Raw genomic sequence first — 15,451 nt, 5'->3', positions numbered from 1 at the left:
TTCTTTGAGGATTTCAAACACCACCTCGAACACTACACTGACCATCAACCCTTGTTACCAGGCACAGTTGCAGCCAACATCATGGAGATCTTTACACTCAAACAGCTCCCGGTCCTCTCGACGCTGGCTCGCGAGTATGCGGTCTGCGATTATTGGTTTAGTTCGGTGCCGACGATGACTTTGCCCAATAGGGCGTTCGCTAGCGCTGGTAGCTGTCAGGGGCAAATGTTCGACGAGAAGGATTCTAAACATACGGGATGCTACATTGAGGTGCCATCGAAGCCAAAGAAGCCGGGGGTTGCAAGTATCTTTGGCATGCTTGAAGCCTGTGGCAAACATTGGAGAATGTATCATGGTGGAGGAACATGCCAGGCTGTGACAATGTTTGCAGATACCATGAAATCCCAAGGAGAGGGAAAGAAGAATAAGCCCCTCGGTGTGCAACACTCGACTGATTCTCGTAAGCTGGCGGCGAATCTGGAACAGGATGTCCGTAGCAATGATCTCCCGGAATATACGTTTATTGAGCCAGATTTCGGTATTCACGGGAATTGCCAGCACCCAAACTATAATGTTGATAGAGGCGAACTGCTCATTAAAGCTGTTTATGATGCCCTACGCAGCGATCCGGAGGTGTGGAAGCAGACGCTTTTTATTATCACCTATGATGAGCATGGGGGTTGCTATGACCATGTCTGGCCATGGCCTCATCCTCAGTTAAAACCCCCAAACGACGGTTACACGGATCTGTCGACTAAGCATCAGCCATTCGATTTTACGCGCTTTGGCGTTCGCGTTCCGGCGGTTCTCGTATCGCCGCTTATCGAGCCCAGAACCGTCTGTCGGCAATTTGACAATGGTAATCCCCCCTTTGATCACACCTCGATTCTCAGGACCATCGAGGATCAATGGCATCTGCCACCTCTGACTGAACGCGACGCTGCCGCTTCAAGTGTCGGGCATGTGTTGACCCGTGATCCGAGCAACGCGCGCACTGACAACCCGCTCCAAACCGTCGTTGTGCCGTCAGCGCCCGACTGTCACCCCGGTGCGACGGGCCTCTCTCACCTTCAGCAGGTCCACGCGGAGTATATTGCACAACTGCCAATCCCAGATAGGCTGGGGAATACGCATCACGTCATGCCTGCTCTGCAGACAGAGGATGAGTATAACGAGTACATTCGATTACGTATGGCGCAATGGGAGGCGAATCAGCGAAGCTTGGTTCCCTAGATCAGCATCTTCACGCTTCCGAGAGGGCTGAGACCCTACCATGCCTTCCCTGGCTGGCGGGGTCTCCTCTCGTCTTCCTGTGAGCTATCGATAACGAATGGGGTTTACCGTAGTGAGTGCCTTGGATTGTAGACAGTTTGGACAAGCCCAGACAAGAATATCATTGTCATTGGGCGCTCGCACCACAGCCAGGTCTTCCCGTCGGCGATGACAAAGTTGGCAGTATGGAGGGGATTGTAAAGCTCTCCGAATTGACCACTTTGTAGAGGGTCGGGAATGGCAACCAGACGGTACTTATGGTGTGGAATGCAGTTTCTAGAGATGCAGTCACCGCAGAGGTAGAGACCACATACCAAGCAAAAACTGTGTACATGACCTTTGTGGCACTCGTCACACTTTGGCATACTGGACCTCCCTTCTCTCATCGCTAGAGCACGCTTTTGCAAACACAACCAGCTTACTCACCCATTCTCACCTCAGGTAGTATCAGGGGCAAACTCCACACGACAGGCGCCTCCGTTGAAGCCACAGTACCGAATTCGGTACCGAATGCAAGAGAACACCAAGTGAGCCCGGATATTGATGTTATCCAGGTTCTGTGGCTGGCAGAATCGCCTCAGGGTTGCAGGGGCACTGTGGAATCAGGGGTTATCAAGGTGAGCCAGCTGTGGCACTGGCGTCGAGAAAAAGGAAGGCAAAAGCATGGCTGGCTGGAGGCTCGCATGGACGGGAAACCCGTTGTTGGTTGACCTGGCGATACTGCGAACCATTCTTTACTGAACGGATGCGAACGCATAGCGAGGAAGATGCGAGAGATGCTGGGGAGGAGCAGGTGCCTCGCAGCGAAGCGCTTCTCGGTGAGCGCATCACAAGAGCGTCTCCCTTGGCTCTGGGCTGGCGGTTGACAAGGGCATGTTGCGATGTGATAGTGTGAGAGGAGAAAAAGGCGCAAGGAAGCGTCAGAGAAGCAAAGCGAGTAGCAGCGTAGGAAGGAGAGCATGGACGCGATGCGGAAGGATGTAGAACGAAGGATGTGGATCTACCGGCAGTATTCGCAGGTCTACGGCCCACTGACAGATGAGGGACGGTATGGGATAGGGGAGCAGGTGAGGCTCATCGATCGGACCCAAGGGAACGTGATGTGGAAGTATGTGCATCGAAGACTGGGGCTGATCTATGTGCTGGAGGATGAGACGCCCTTTCCAGTCGAAGTGAAAGCGGAGGTGATCGTGGGGGAGGTCTAGGTTGGCGCAATGTTGATGGGTGAGGAGACACAAAGGGCAAGAGCACGCGGCGTTACGTGCTCTTGCCCTTTGAAGCCCTGCGCTCGAAAGATGCAAGCGCTCAAGGGCTGTTCTTTCATGCTGGCACGTCTGGAGATCTCGTAGCAACTGTCCTTTGATGGATGCTCGATCTCTCGCTGGTGACTCATCCTGTCATGCGTACAAATGTCATGAGAGAGTGGTAACAGGTCACCACTCTTGTGGGTTTGCTTCTGGTGAGTGCGGTTCGCATGAAGAGAAGAGTGAGGGAATATGGGGTGGTAACGGTTACCAAGAGAGATGGTGGAAACGGCTGTCCAATGAGAAGAGAGAAGTGTCCTCGTCAGGGCCGTCTTGAGCGAGAGAGGTTGTGTCATGAGGCTTGCTGGCAACCAGTTGCCAGGAGTGGAGAGAAGGGAAGGAGGACAGAGCTGAGTGGGTGGTAACAGGTTACCACTGGATTGAACCCCTAAGACCGGGTCTGACGCACTTTTGATGATCAGGGGCCATGAAGCACCCGCAGACGAAGCAAATCAAAGTTGGCCCGGCCATACATCTGCCTTTTTAGATATTTTAAGCGGTGGACATGGCCTTCCACAACACCATTGCTGTAAGAGAGGACCAACCCAGCTTGGACAGCCTTCTGATCTTGGCGCAATTTCACGACAAAGGAGCGCAACTCTGGAATGCCAGCGTGCAAAGCCGAATAAAGCCACTTGTCCAACTCCTCTCCATGTCGGGTGCGAACCATGTGAAGAAACTGCTGAAATAACGTCGCTCCACGCTTGATCTGTTCGTGTGCTTGCAACGCTTGAGTGAGAGCCTGCTGTTCTTCTGAAGTCAGATCCTTTGAGTGATGGAGAAGCAAACCGACAAGCAGGCGAGGGTAAGCGCAATGGTTTGAGCTGTTTGTTCCAGCTCAGTTCCTTGCTGTTCGAGCTGGCGTAAACCCAGGATATACCGTACCACAGCCATTCTAGATCCGGTAAACCCTTTGGCTTGAATCTCCTTCCAGAGTTTCATCTTGTTGTGACAGCCCTCCTGGTAGCGCGCGCCGAGATAGGTCTCGTAAGGGGCAAGAATTCCTGATCGAGGCGACTGCTGCGGTTTTTCGGGAAAGTGATCAGCTCTGGCATAGCGGATGACGGACTCACGATGCATGTGCAGTCGTCGTGCAATTTCTCGATGACTGACGCCTTCTTTCACCAATTTCTGCACTGCCTCATACCGTTGGACCAGTTTCTCTCTTGCCTCTTAGAGCCTGAGTAGCTATCAATCATTTCCAAAGAGTATCAGTGATGACGAAACGCTTGCCAGATAAGAACGAAAGACGTAGGATACAAGGCAGAACGCAGCAAAGGGAAATCACAGATGGAACACAGCGATAAAGCACTTGACCACTACTTGTCTCTTCACCCCAGCTACTTTGATCTGTTTGAGCGTCTTGACCTCCGACAACAAGAGATATGGATTGATACATACAGCAGCAAATATAGCTTGTCTGTAGAAATCTGGCTCGGTACTGGAGTAAGTGATGATCGTCGCCAACTTCGTCTCGTTTTCGACGATGTTCAGGAGCTTCAATTACAAGCGGGCGCTGGTTATCTGACACTCCCACTCGTCATTCGCTCTTTACGCAATGATCAGTGGGAATACCTAAGATACCGTGTTATCGACCGGGAAGAAGAGGTGCTTTCATTTTACAGCCGAAGTTTTGAAGCACAACTAGTGGGTGAAAATGCCCACTCTGCCTAACCGTCTTTTGCCAGGCTTCATCTGAGTCTGTGTGCAATTGCTAGAGAGTTTCTTGAGGCATCTGTTGTCTCGTAGTGAGAGGACAGACCTCTGGCGGCTATTTTCCCATACAGAAGATCTCTCTCGCGTTGCTTCTCGCGCAGTTCGGTATCTTAGGAATGGCAGGCTATCAACGGTGTTTTGCCCATGATGGTCTGCTTGTAAGACAGAGTGTGGAGCAGGTCACCGTTCGAGACAGCATGTGGAGGGGAACCGTTTCCCGATGAGTGAAGAAGGCATAGCATGAGCTACCGGTAACCCCAAACTATTTTGTTTTTCTGTGCTTCGCGAACTGAGGCATCGGGTTGCAGGGGAATTCCCAGGTCGTTGAGGTCAGCGAGCGTGAGCGTCTCAGCATCCAGATCGTCCTGGCAATAATAGTAGCGGGTGTCAGGTTCGACCATGATACGATGATACGCGCTCCCTTGCCTATTGCTCGCGAGTCGATCTAATGGATCGAGGTCGAAAACGTATCTGGCCCAGTAGAGCATACACGGCCATTGGCTTTCATCCTCATCTCGCCGCTCCCACCACACGCGCCGAAATGCGAACGTCCCCTCCTCGCGAGTCACCTTGACACTGCTTGGCTCGAGTTCGCGGACCTGGTTGTTGTTGTTGTAGGGATGCATCTCACGCAGATCGTAGAAGGTGACTTGGATTGTGTGTTGATCAATGGGATGAAGTGCGTATTTCCCTCTCACGATTGAAAGGATTGAGAGTCCGGCTCCATCGGCCATTTCCACAGAACCTGATGGAGAGAAATGCAATCGATGAAAGTAGTCAGCGAGGTGTGGGTTAGCGGCAAGCGTTTCACCGAAGGTGAATGCGATGTGAATCTCTTCTTGCATCTGATCTTCCCTGAGCAATGTGCAAGCCATTCATGCGAGATGGCCTTCTTCGCTCCCTTCTTCTAGCAGCATGTTTCCTCTTTCCACAAGCGATTTTGGGACGTTCCTCAGGGAACGTGGCTGTGTTGCATCATTGTTGTATTGCATGAAGATGCAGTTCTGGACTGCGTTTATAGGTGAGAGATCTTTGCGCCTGTGGGCCGTGCATGAGGGGACTGTTCCCCGGCCTGTGGTTGTCCATTGAAAAAAGAGAGGCCAGCCAGGGCAGCTAACCTCTCTCGATCTATTCAATCTGCGTTGGTGGTGATTCTTGCTGGCGAGGGACACGCTTTGCCAGCGCTCTGACGCCTGCCTCAATGCCGCAATAGCCTCCAACCATCCAAACAACCTGCTCAAACAACGGTGCCTCAATCTTGGAGAAAGAAAGGACAAAGGCTAATGCAACGACAAGGACCATTAAGAGTGGCTTATGCAGTTGCAAGAGAACCTGTATTGTCTCTTCGTGGGATCGAGATTCCGGCTTAGCTGGGTCTGTCCCTTTCGCTTCCTGGATCGCGGATTGATGAATCAATGGGTGCGACTCCGAGCACGTTTGCGACTTCGTGCTCCTCGCGCTTGTCCCTCTCTCAGAAATCACGGTTTTCTCCGTTTCCTGAGAAAGGAGCCCAATAAAAACAATGAAACGACTCCAGGACAGAGTGTAGCATATGGAGATCCAGAATGCAGCAAACAAGCCGTAATGGCGAGCAGAAACACAAGCATACTTCTCGGTTTCATCACGGTCGCCAGTCGGCAAAAAGCAGGGCCGGTTAGGCGAGGGTGTGCATCGAACGACATGACGTTCATACACAATCCATTTGTGCAACAAATGGAGAGAACAATGGTAGACTAAGCAGGCATGAAAGTCATACATAGCTGATGTCCTGCCTCACATCTCCCCAAGAAGGCTGCCCCTTGATGAAACTGGCTAAAGCCCTCGTCCTGCGCGCGGACCTGCAAAAGCGCATGGAACTCCTTCGTAAACGTCTGGTGAACTGTCCAAAAGTGCAAGAAGGCGATGCGCCACCCGAAGACCGCACCGTTCTCTGTCAGAAGGGAGAGCAGGTTCTTCCCCAACTCTCGACACTGATGGTACAGATCAATCGCCAGGCCCTACACCCTCTCTTGTCCGATGGCATATCGTTCACGACTGCCATCGCCCGGCGTGACCTGCTCTCATTGCGGCAAAGCGTGCTCGACGCGGCCTCCACCACTATGGAACGGTACAGCCCGAGCGAAGTGCGTCTGGTAACGACGGCCCCTATTGGACAGTTGCGCCAGGAAGACGATATCCTGGTTCGCCAGCGCCGCGAACTCGATACACCCATTCAGGCCACGAACGAGCAGACGGATCTCGTGGAGATGTGATGGATTCTGTAGACAGCCGAGAAAAAGGTTGTTATAGATGTGCTAAGAGTCACCTACATGTTGGCGTGGAGAAGAACGATGTGCACAATGAGATTGAATGGAAGGAGAGCATTTGAGCAATGGAAACGGAAAATGCCTTAAGAAAAGAACTGCAAGAGTGCTTACATAAGATGCCATCTGGCTTTCCATATCGAGATATGAGGAACATGAGAAAAGATCCTGCTTTACAAACCTGCTTTCTCTCTTTAACAGAAGAAGAGGATCAGCTTTCTCCCGATTTTAATACCTATTGTGCGGGTATAGAGGGGACTGCTAGTTATATAGTGAAGGGGAAGATTGCGCATATTCCTCCTTACCAGCTTCAATGGTTACGGCGAGGTGATTTCTTTGACATGTTTCCTCAGTATCGTTTCTTACGAGACGCTTTGCCTCACTATGCATTCTTTTTTCAAATGTACGCTCTTGAAAAAAGAATGCAGGAAATAGAAAGAGAGCTTGTTGATCTCTACGAACGAGCTTCCGGTAAGCAAATAGCAAAAGAGAGGCTCTAGCATGCATACTCTTCGTGAGATGCAGAAGAGCTTCTCTTTCATCTTAAATCCGAGTGGATCGCCCAGAGGGATGCTTGGATCTGGTGATCGGCGATGTTGGTCGGCACTAGTGGCGTTTTCCAGAAACGCCGAGGCGTGCGCGCCAATGCTCATTCTTGCATGCTTACCGTCACGTTAGAAGCCCTGGGGTAAAGGAAAAGGGCAGAGAGTCGTTGAGGAGGTCGAGGGCGATGGTGGAGGTGTGAGCGCCTTCTTCTCCCATGGTGTACCGTTTAAGTGGTGGCACGAAAGAACGAGAGGGGAGAAGCACACAGAAGGAGGTTTGCATGGGATACGACCGCACCTTTCGAGGCTTTTTTGGTCTTGACAAGGCGTTACAGCCAGAGCAGAGTGCGTATCTGCGCCGTTTTACGGAGATGCGGCATGTGCCACGGAACGAAGAACTGCTCCGTGGTATCCCTGATCCGTTGCGAGCGCTGGTGGGGTTACCTTTGGGGGAAGGCGGGATGTATTTTACGGGGATGATCGATGAGGACCTGGACGCGCAACTGAGGACAGCGGAGGACAGCGAACGGTGGAGGGCAGAGGAGGAAGGACTCTGGAGGATGGAAGCGATCAACTTTCCTTCGTCTCGGTGTCAATGGGTTCCGAAGTTCCACGGGACGGCTATCGGGTGGGATGGTGAAGAGAAATTTTACGGTGCGGTTGGGTGGCTGCGCTTTCTGATAGAGCATTTTTTGCGTCCCTGGGGATACTATCTGAGTGGATCAGTGCAATATGAAGGGGAGCAGGGGGAACATGGTCGCATTGTGGTGGAGCAGGATGAGGTGGTTGCGGTGGAGGAGCGTGATTCTCTGTTGCCACGTGAGCCAAGCGAGGGGACAGAACCAGATCCCCATATCTACTGGATGACGGTGGGGGCTGTGTCTGAGCAAGCGCGCCAGGCGCTTGTGGAGGCTGATGGGCAGGTCATCGATGTGCATGCGTCTCCACCAGTGGTCCTGGTGGGTTTGCCCTATGATGTCAATTATTATTTTCGGCATCGATATGATGACCTTGCGATCTGGAGGACGGAGGGGATCCAGGTGCGCTCCAAAGGCCTTCGTTTTGAGTATGGAGACCTGTGGAATGAGCCTGATGAGCGTGGGCTTGATCCAAGCTGGAGAGGATGTGTGCGTGATACCCTCATGCTGCCTGAGGAATATCATATGCCAGTCGTGAAGGGTCTTCCCACCGACGATGAGACGTTTCCTCCCTTCTGATGGAGGGTCAAGAAGGAGGCACTGGCATGAATATGCTCATTGGAGACCTTCAGATTAGTGCATTTGTGAAGAAGGAAAAATGGAGCGTATGTCGCCACAAAGGATGAATGATAAGAAGGTGGTGCAGCGGTTGTCTCGTTTCTTGGAGCACAGAGGGGCAATTGGGGGTGGAGAGTATAACGAGCAAGGGCGTGTGATTCGGTTAGACCTCTCTGGTGCGAGTTTGAAACAGGTCCCATCAGAAGTATGGGAGCTGACTGCCCTGCGAACGCTTCATCTGCGAGAGAATACGTTACGTGAGATCCCATCAGACATACGGAGGTTGACGGCTCTCCAAGAGCTTGATCTCAGCGAGAACGAGTTGAGGGTGTTCCCTCATGAAGTGGGTGGGCTTCCTGCGCTAAAGCGTCTTGTCTTGGATGGGAACTTGCTTACGACATTGGCTCCCGAAGTGGGGAGGCTTCCTGCATTAGAGTATCTCTCTCTGCAATGCAATCGGTTGACGAAGTTGCCTCGCGAAGTGGGGCAGCTGACAAAGTTGCAATTGTTGCATCTCTATGGGAATCACGTAACGGAGTTACCGGGCGAGATAGGTCATCTCGTGGCTTTGGAAATGCTATGTTTGGATCACAACGACCTTCTGACCTTCCCATCAGAAATAGGAACGCTTCGTCGTTTACAAGAATGCTATGTGCAAGGCAACCAGTTGACTAGCTTGCCGCCGGAAATTGGGAACTTGGGTGCATTGCGAGCACTTGATGTGGATGGCAATCATCTGAGAGAGATTCCGCCGGAAATAGGGAAGCTGAAAGCGCTCGAATGTCTTCTTCTGTCTAAGAATGATCTGACTTCGTTACCAGCCGAAATAGGCGATCTCATCGCCCTGCAGGAGCTTGATGTGCAAAGTAACAAACTGGTGACACTTCCGGCAGGCATAGCGAAGCTTCCTCGTTTGACCAAATTGTATGTAAATGGCAACCCGCTTACTATCCCTCCTGCAAAGGTTTGTCAGCAGGGATTACCAGGCATTGTGGCCTATTTACGAAATTAAAAGAACACTACCATGAAACACGAACAAGTGGAGGAGAGGTGATGTAGAAGTAGATGCATAACGATGGTAGCGATCTCTGCAAGATAAGCACGTTAGCGTGTTCATTCTCGTATGCTTGCACAGGCGTTAGAAGCCCTGAGGGGTGAAGGGAAGGGAGGAGAGTCGTTGAGGAGGCTGAGGCTGATGGTGGAGGTGTGAGCGTCTTCGCTCCAGCGAGAGCGCACATAGGGTCCCAGCTTGACGGTATGGAAGATGACGCTGTGAGACTGGCGCGGGAGGTTGGTGGGTGAGATGTCCTGCAGTAGGAGGGAGACGACCTCGGCAGGAAGCGCCAGGGCCAGAGCATCAGGGATGGGCTGTCCCCGTTCACGCAGGCTTGCCAGGGCTGTGAGGAAGGCATGGAGTTGGGGCGTGACGCGTCGTTTGGGCCTCTTGAAAACTTCGGGAAGCATGAGTCATACGAAGGTGCAGGAGAGAATGCTCAAGGGTGCCAGTAGATCATGAAGGGCACCCCAGTGTGTGTGGATGTATCAAGGAATGCAAAGAACAATCTGTATGGAATATACTCGTGTATATGCATGAGGTGTCTATTTCTGGAAGGGCAAATCAAGAGGTTTGTTGATAGTGATCGCAAAAAGGGATTCTTCGCCGTTGAATATACTCGAAGCTATATCTATCCTACACCGTGTACGAACCAAAGATGGGCCACACCATGTGATCATTATTGATGAGGACGAGTCCCTTTTTCGACAAGCCAGTATAGTTGTTTCTGATGAAGCAAACTATCCTGGCTTATGCAAAGAACAAGGGCAAGCCATAGCAAGGCAAGCCATAACGCTCGTTGAGCACAAACCCTCTATGCAACGGTATCTGTGCCATACCATTCTCGAGGCGCTTGCCAAGTATGTTCCTGGTGCCTTAGAAGAGGTGTACCCACAGATCCTCGAACAGAATCTGTTCTTTGATTCTGGACTTGTCTTTCAGGATGCTCAAGCTGATACTCGCGATCTGCTTCTCAGCCTTCTTGAGACGAAAAACAAAGACATGAAAAGAAAATGGTTAACAGCCCTGGCATGGATACGTGATGAGGTTGCTGTCGAAACGTTTCGTGCGTGGCGGCTGACCCCTCCAATATGGTATCAATCTACGGATAGACCTATAGAAAGCTTCACGCGGTATGCAGGCTGGGAATTCACCACAGAGGGAGCCGTACGCGATCTCTACTTCCATGACGGCTATGAACTGCTCTCTCATGGTCTTGTTGAGGAGGAGCAGGCAGGCTCAATGAAGGTCTTTCAGAAGATAGATCAAACCTGCTGCTGGTGTGGAAGGCCAATGGTGACTGGCTTGGATATTGACCAGAGTGAGGACAAACTTTCTTTTCTGACGACGCACATTCCCAGACTTCGTTTCCTCTTTTGTATCAACTGCTCTGTGCAAGAAAACATCTTCAGCAACCTTACAGATGGAGGTTGGAGTAAGCATACCCCTCACCCACCATATCCCCTGAACCCTCATTACTGGGAAGGTATGGAAGAATGTACCCTCCAGGCCCGAGAGCATGTTGTATTAGGAAACCGAGGGCACGCGACAGGGCGATATGGTCGGTACTGGATAGGGAGCAATTCGCAACTCGGCGGCCTCCCACAATGGGTACAAGAGCCAGACTACCCTCAATGCCCCTCCTGTAAACAGTGCATGCTGTATCTGGGACAAGTTGAGATAGGAGACGTTGATAGTGAGAACGATGGTTCAGGAGTCCTCTTCTTCTTTCTCTGCCCCACCTGTCAATTAGGAGTCTATGATATTCAATGTACCTGAATACAGCGAAAAGGACACGCGTAGATACTAAGTACTACAGCCCCACTTAGCTCGTCAGGGAGCGGGAAGAGAGAGGCGAGCTGCACAATCTTCGTTCGGAGGGAGGAGGATCTGGAGAACTCGCTCCCAGAGCCCTTCTTTACACCAGCGCCGATAATGATAAACCACGGTCTCCCACGGCCCAAAGCGTTCGGGGAGGTGGCGCCAAGAGGAACCTGTGTGGGTGATCCATAAGACGGCTTCGACTCGCAGGCGCCACGCTTTCGTTCGGCGGCCGCGTTTGGACTGCGCGGGCTCGAACAGCGGACACAGTTGTTCCCAGAGGGCATCGGTGAGTTGGGGCAAACTCGGCAAAGAGATCGGATGAGGCAGTGTGTTGGGAGGCGCGACAGGAGGAGCTTGACGGGCGCGACGTTGCTGGTGGCACACGCGTGCGCGGGCTTGATGGGTGCGTCGGAAGCGTGACCACCACACGATCCTGGCGCGCTGTTCCTTGGCCAGATCGAGCCCGCGCAACAGATGGCGCACTTCTGCCAGACTCAGTGGGAGGCCAAGCTGCTCGCTGGAGCTTTTTTTTCGCGCGTCCGATGCCGTACCACGGCCAGCACAGCATGCGCCAAGAGGGCCAACGTCATGAACCGATGCCAGGCGCGGTAGGTGCGAACTTCATACTGATCCAGACCAACTTCGCCTTTGGCCTCTTCAATTCCTTCTTCGATGGTCCAGCGTCGGCCTGCGATGCGCACCGCTTCCGGCAGCGTGAGTGTGGCCGGGCCAGCCACGCGGTAGTACGCCCGGTGGCTGGGATCGGAGAGCGAACGCCGTAGCAGCAGAAACCGTGCCTGGCAGCTCTCGCGGTTCTTCTCGTCTGCTCCATCGAGAGGCTCGCCTCCTTCAGGCAACCGGAACCAGGACCATTCGTAGAGCCGTGCTCCCTGGCTTCCTTCCCCTGCGGACAGCACCGTCCAGGCTTCAGGTGGCAAGAGCGCTGCCAGATATCCAACGGGCTGTTGCCGCCCATTTACCCAGACCAGATGCGTTTCCGGGATCGCCAACACGTAATGTTTGTGCTGTTCCTCCAGCCAATTGCGCAGTTCATCGTAGCCATAGAGTGTGTCGCCCACTACCCACTGCGCGGGCACTCCTGCGGCAAAGGCGCGCGCCAGCATGCGACGCGCCAGTTCCCCTTTCGAGGTGAGCGTGTGTTCCTCAGGGATGCCCGCCTCCCGAGAGCGCACGGAGTTTGCGAGCCATTCCTCAGGGATGTAGAGCTCTCGATCGAGAAAGGCGGCTCCACAGGCGCTCGCATACAACACAAAGACCCCCACCTGGCTATTGGCCAGTCCGTGAGCTGCCCCACTGTATTGATTGGCTACCCCCGCTGATTTCTTCCCTTTTTTCAGAAAGCCAGTCTCATCGACCACCAGCACGCCGTCGGCTTCCCCCAAGTGATCCACAACGTAGCGGCGCAACTCATCGCGCACGGCTTCCTCATCCCAGTCGGCCTCGGCTAAGAGCCTCTGCACTCCATGGGGACTACGCTCTCCCAGTTCCTCGGCCAACTGCCACCCATTTTTGCGCTCGACTGGAGACAGTAATGCTCGCACGAAACGGCCAGCCCTGTTGCGGGCTTCGGCCCGGCGGAAATATGCCCCGATGCGAATCTGCACCTGGCCAACTCCTCGAGGGTGTACTGGAGTACCACTTCTTCAGGGATCGGGCCTTCCTGGTCCTGTGCTTCCGTGATCATCTGCTATTCCTCCTGGCAGCAGTCTATCACATCCGCTCTCTAAGTGGGGCTGTAGTACTAAGGTTGTGTTTCGGAATGGTATCAGAAGAAGTATGCGAGCCCTCTCACCAGGAGAGTTTTTGTCTGTGCCCAAAGGAGCGCTTTCCGTGCCAATATCCATCTGGTCCTCACCGCCTGGATGAGAAGTGTGCTTACGATCTAGTGGAGATCAGAGAGAAGCGGTTTTCGCATAAGCGAGCCTTCCGTTGGGGAAGAGTGATGATTAAGTGTCTTGGGAAGGTGATGAAGAAGATGGGGTGTTGTTTTGTTGTATGGGTGGTGTCGCGGCCATCTGCTCGTGAGAGGAGAACTGGGGCGTTACCTGGTCGTGTGAGAATGGGGCTGGCGATATGCTCCCATTCTTATAGGAAGTATCCTCTTGTGAAAGAGCTGCTTCTGATGTTGACTCTTGATCTTTTCAGCAGAAAGTTCAGCAAATGTTTGTGCATCGACCTTAAAGATGCAAGAAAGGAGCCTATGAATTGGTACTCACACCTGTCAGTTACTGTCCGCTTCCTAAATTTGCAGCTCATTTGCGATGAGTTTGGGATCAATTGGGTGTCTTATATGTGAAAGAGAGATTCCCCCTCTCGCACATCTAAATTGGAGAGAAAAGGACACCACTTTATGCGTAACATTATCGAATATACTCTCGTTTCGTTGGATGGCGTATGCGCTGGATCAGCGATCTCAAGCTTTGCTAAATTCCGCGATGACGAGGCATATACGCAGGACGGATTAGACCAGGCGCTGGCATGCGGAGCGTTATTGATGGGTCGCACTACATACGAGGACTTCGTAAAGATTTGGCCGAGGCGCACCGATCCGTGGGCCAACAGGATCAACGCCATGCCAAAGTATGTCTTCTCGTCGAAGTTGGAAAAAGCCGATTGGAACAACACAACCATCGTGCAAGGTGATGTGGTTGCTGAAGTGACTAAACTCAAGCAGCAAGAAGGGCAAGATCTTCTCATCTATGGGTCTGGTCTTCTCACAGAGACGTTGCTCCAGCACCAATTGCTCAACACCTTCGACTTGGTTGTCTTTCCACTTGTTTTAGGGCAAGGAAAACGGCTCTTCCATGAGGGCGAGACCGCCGATTTGAAATTTATTGCGACAAAGAACTTCTCGAAAGGTCTAGTCAAGCTCACCTACGCGCCACAATATTAATAGGAGGTTGGCTCTACTCATCTTCATGATGAGTAGAGCCAACCTCAGAACATCAATGCTGTGGGAAGCAGGGGATGTCATGAGCTCTGTTTATGCGTTTCCCCGTAAGTGTGACAGGGTAGGCGGCAGAGCAAAGAATGAGAGCGTGGACAGCTCCAGGAATGCGACCAGGCTTACAATCTGACCGCGCTCCACGCCCAGAACTACCAGGCCAAAAAGCAGGTAGTCACCTATTCCAGCCTCCTGATAATAGATTCCGAATGCTGGGCTACCATTGGCACGAGTTGGAAGTAGACGCCATTCTCTAGCAGGAGTAAACAGATACGTCTGGTACACTGTGGCGATATCCAATCGCCCCTGGACCCAGAAGGGAAGTGGTGGCATACTGAACCAGGCATCCTCTCGCAGTAACGCGACGAGGCCGGGGATGTCCGCTTCTTCCCAGGCGGCCACATAGCGATCAAGAAGATCTTGTAAATGGAAATGAGGCAGAACCATCTCCGCCTCACTCCCTGCGTCGCGCTGGCGCAAAGCGTGACGAGCACGCTGCAAGGCGGAGTTGACAGCGGGAACTGAGAGGTGAAGCCATTCGGCGACCTCGGCTGTCGGCCATTCTAGTACCTCTCGCAAGAGCAAAATAGCCCGTTGCGTCGGCGTTAAATGTTGAAGCGCTATCAGAAAGGCCAGAGTAATTCGTTCACGGCTGAGTGCCCGGGATTCGGGCTCAGCCCCTGACTCAGCGAGCAGTTCATCGGGAAAAGGTTCTAGCCAGATCGGCTCCCGTAGTCGTGGAGGTGTGGGCCTGCTGGGATCGCTCTGTGGATAGCTTTCCGATGGCAAGGACCTTCGAGGAGCACGAGTGAGCCGATTGAGGCAGAGATTGGTGGCGATGCGGTATAACCAGGAATGATAGGATTGTGGGCTGGTGAGGGTCGCGCGTTTCTCCCATGCTTGTACCAGGGCCTCTTGCACCAGATCTTCGGCGTCAGAGAGCGAGCCCACCATCCGATAACAGTGCACGAGCAATTCACTTCGATAGGCATTCACCAGAATCTCGAATGCCTTCTGATCGCCTGCTTGAGCAGCGAGTACCAGAGTGGCATGGTCTGCAATCTCCATTATAGTTCCTTCTTCCTATCATCTTGTCACCGACTCATCCGGTCCTACTATTTACTAGTAATTATACTAGAGGTTTATCAGAAATGCGACCATTGAGCGCCCTTTATTGGCGCATTTCCCAAATATCCTGGCGAAAGAGCAGGA

At 52.6% G+C, this 15,451-nt stretch carries 18 protein-coding genes; 9 read left to right on the top strand and 9 right to left on the bottom strand.

Annotated features, from left to right (window positions below):
* Positions 1 to 51 precede the first annotated feature (51 nt).
* The gene (locus tag K3T82_RS45705; protein WP_338001106.1) at positions 52 to 1,233 is read left to right on the top strand and encodes an alkaline phosphatase family protein; all 1,182 of its coding nucleotides are present in this window, start codon (positions 52 to 54) and stop codon (positions 1,231 to 1,233) included.
* A 1,007-nt stretch (positions 1,234 to 2,240) separates the two neighbouring features.
* Positions 2,241 to 2,477, top strand: coding sequence for a hypothetical protein (locus tag K3T82_RS45700; RefSeq protein ID WP_220200124.1), 237 nt, complete (start codon positions 2,241 to 2,243; stop codon positions 2,475 to 2,477).
* Here K3T82_RS45700 and K3T82_RS45695 read toward each other — a convergent pair.
* From K3T82_RS45695 to K3T82_RS45685, 3 genes are all read right to left on the bottom strand, one after another.
* The gene (locus K3T82_RS45695) at positions 2,474 to 2,872 is read right to left on the bottom strand and encodes a hypothetical protein (protein ID WP_220200123.1); all 399 of its coding nucleotides are present in this window, start codon (positions 2,870 to 2,872) and stop codon (positions 2,474 to 2,476) included. The genes K3T82_RS45700 and K3T82_RS45695 overlap by 4 nt on opposite strands.
* 122 nt (positions 2,873 to 2,994) lie before the next feature.
* On the bottom strand, positions 2,995 to 3,303 hold the full coding sequence (locus K3T82_RS45690) for a transposase (protein WP_236031943.1): 309 nt from the start codon (positions 3,301 to 3,303) through the stop codon (positions 2,995 to 2,997).
* 32 nt (positions 3,304 to 3,335) lie between these two features.
* Complete coding sequence (locus tag K3T82_RS45685; RefSeq protein ID WP_220200121.1) at positions 3,336 to 3,704, bottom strand: hypothetical protein; 369 nt, start codon at positions 3,702 to 3,704, stop codon at positions 3,336 to 3,338.
* Positions 3,705 to 3,866: 162 nt separating this feature from the next.
* On the opposite strand from K3T82_RS45685, the gene K3T82_RS45680 reads away from it, so the two are divergent.
* Complete coding sequence (locus K3T82_RS45680) at positions 3,867 to 4,250, top strand: hypothetical protein (RefSeq protein WP_220200120.1); 384 nt, start codon at positions 3,867 to 3,869, stop codon at positions 4,248 to 4,250.
* Positions 4,251 to 4,537: 287 nt separating this feature from the next.
* Here K3T82_RS45680 and K3T82_RS45675 read toward each other — a convergent pair whose 3' ends face one another.
* A complete protein-coding gene (locus K3T82_RS45675; protein ID WP_220200119.1) occupies positions 4,538 to 5,137 on the bottom strand; it encodes a hypothetical protein in 600 nt (199 codons plus the stop codon).
* Positions 5,138 to 5,420: 283 nt separating this feature from the next.
* Positions 5,421 to 5,708 (bottom strand): hypothetical protein, encoded by a 288-nt coding sequence (locus K3T82_RS45670; RefSeq protein WP_220200118.1) that lies wholly within the window; start codon positions 5,706 to 5,708, stop codon positions 5,421 to 5,423.
* Between the two features lie 386 nt (positions 5,709 to 6,094).
* Between K3T82_RS45670 and K3T82_RS45665 the strand changes: the two genes are divergently transcribed.
* From K3T82_RS45665 to K3T82_RS45650, 4 genes are all read left to right on the top strand, one after another.
* Positions 6,095 to 6,544: a DIP1984 family protein gene (locus K3T82_RS45665; protein ID WP_220200117.1), complete on the top strand. Its 450-nt coding sequence runs from the start codon at positions 6,095 to 6,097 to the stop codon at positions 6,542 to 6,544.
* A gap of 119 nt (positions 6,545 to 6,663) precedes the next feature.
* A complete protein-coding gene (locus K3T82_RS45660; RefSeq protein WP_220200116.1) occupies positions 6,664 to 7,095 on the top strand; it encodes a YxiJ-like family protein in 432 nt (143 codons plus the stop codon).
* 326 nt (positions 7,096 to 7,421) lie between these two features.
* Positions 7,422 to 8,357: a hypothetical protein gene (locus K3T82_RS45655; protein WP_220200115.1), complete on the top strand. Its 936-nt coding sequence runs from the start codon at positions 7,422 to 7,424 to the stop codon at positions 8,355 to 8,357.
* A gap of 88 nt (positions 8,358 to 8,445) precedes the next feature.
* Entirely contained in the window at positions 8,446 to 9,408 is a 963-nt protein-coding gene (locus K3T82_RS45650; protein ID WP_220200114.1) for a leucine-rich repeat domain-containing protein, read from the top strand.
* Positions 9,409 to 9,509: 101 nt separating this feature from the next.
* Here the strand turns inward: K3T82_RS45650 and K3T82_RS45645 are convergent, their stop codons facing one another.
* Positions 9,510 to 9,860, bottom strand: coding sequence for a hypothetical protein (locus K3T82_RS45645; RefSeq protein ID WP_220200113.1), 351 nt, complete (start codon positions 9,858 to 9,860; stop codon positions 9,510 to 9,512).
* 199 nt (positions 9,861 to 10,059) lie between these two features.
* Here K3T82_RS45645 and K3T82_RS45640 point away from each other — a divergent pair, with 199 nt between their 5' ends.
* Positions 10,060 to 11,229 carry a hypothetical protein gene (locus K3T82_RS45640; protein WP_220200112.1) on the top strand — a complete coding sequence of 390 codons (1,170 nt, stop codon included), beginning with the start codon at positions 10,060 to 10,062 and terminating at the stop codon, positions 11,227 to 11,229.
* A 54-nt stretch (positions 11,230 to 11,283) separates the two neighbouring features.
* Here K3T82_RS45640 and K3T82_RS45635 read toward each other — a convergent pair whose 3' ends face one another.
* Both K3T82_RS45635 and K3T82_RS45630 read right to left on the bottom strand, forming a co-directional pair.
* The gene (locus tag K3T82_RS45635) at positions 11,284 to 11,745 is read right to left on the bottom strand and encodes a transposase (RefSeq protein WP_220200111.1); all 462 of its coding nucleotides are present in this window, start codon (positions 11,743 to 11,745) and stop codon (positions 11,284 to 11,286) included.
* 23 nt (positions 11,746 to 11,768) lie between these two features.
* Positions 11,769 to 12,899, bottom strand: coding sequence for an IS701 family transposase (locus tag K3T82_RS45630; protein ID WP_220200110.1), 1,131 nt, complete (start codon positions 12,897 to 12,899; stop codon positions 11,769 to 11,771).
* A 746-nt stretch (positions 12,900 to 13,645) separates the two neighbouring features.
* Between K3T82_RS45630 and K3T82_RS45625 the strand changes: the two genes are divergently transcribed.
* Entirely contained in the window at positions 13,646 to 14,188 is a 543-nt protein-coding gene (locus K3T82_RS45625; RefSeq protein ID WP_220200109.1) for a dihydrofolate reductase family protein, read from the top strand.
* A 90-nt stretch (positions 14,189 to 14,278) separates the two neighbouring features.
* Here the strand turns inward: K3T82_RS45625 and K3T82_RS45620 are convergent, their stop codons facing one another.
* Positions 14,279 to 15,307, bottom strand: coding sequence for an RNA polymerase subunit sigma-70 (locus K3T82_RS45620; RefSeq protein WP_220200108.1), 1,029 nt, complete (start codon positions 15,305 to 15,307; stop codon positions 14,279 to 14,281).
* Positions 15,308 to 15,451: the final 144 nt, after the last annotated feature.

The sequence above is a fragment of the Ktedonospora formicarum genome (genome assembly GCF_016587355.1).
Classification (GTDB): domain Bacteria; phylum Chloroflexota; class Ktedonobacteria; order Ktedonobacterales; family Ktedonobacteraceae; genus Ktedonobacter; species Ktedonobacter formicarum.
The sequence above is the reverse complement of the archived record's forward strand: the minus strand, read 5'-3'. Positions and strand labels throughout refer to the sequence as shown.

Coding starts and splice junctions, on each gene's coding strand:
- K3T82_RS45680 (WP_220200120.1), top strand. CDS start 3,867: ATGGAACACAGCGATAAAGCACTTGACCACTACTTGTCTCTTCACCCC.
- K3T82_RS45700 (WP_220200124.1), top strand. CDS start 2,241: ATGCGGAAGGATGTAGAACGAAGGATGTGGATCTACCGGCAGTATTCG.
- K3T82_RS45665 (WP_220200117.1), top strand. CDS start 6,095: ATGAAACTGGCTAAAGCCCTCGTCCTGCGCGCGGACCTGCAAAAGCGC.
- K3T82_RS45625 (WP_220200109.1), top strand. CDS start 13,646: ATGCGTAACATTATCGAATATACTCTCGTTTCGTTGGATGGCGTATGC.
- K3T82_RS45660 (WP_220200116.1), top strand. CDS start 6,664: ATGGAAACGGAAAATGCCTTAAGAAAAGAACTGCAAGAGTGCTTACAT.
- K3T82_RS45620 (WP_220200108.1), bottom strand. CDS start 15,307: ATGGAGATTGCAGACCATGCCACTCTGGTACTCGCTGCTCAAGCAGGC.
- K3T82_RS45695 (WP_220200123.1), bottom strand. CDS start 2,872: ATGACACAACCTCTCTCGCTCAAGACGGCCCTGACGAGGACACTTCTC.
- K3T82_RS45675 (WP_220200119.1), bottom strand. CDS start 5,137: ATGCAAGAAGAGATTCACATCGCATTCACCTTCGGTGAAACGCTTGCC.
- K3T82_RS45650 (WP_220200114.1), top strand. CDS start 8,446: ATGTCGCCACAAAGGATGAATGATAAGAAGGTGGTGCAGCGGTTGTCT.
- K3T82_RS45655 (WP_220200115.1), top strand. CDS start 7,422: ATGGGATACGACCGCACCTTTCGAGGCTTTTTTGGTCTTGACAAGGCG.
- K3T82_RS45645 (WP_220200113.1), bottom strand. CDS start 9,860: ATGCTTCCCGAAGTTTTCAAGAGGCCCAAACGACGCGTCACGCCCCAA.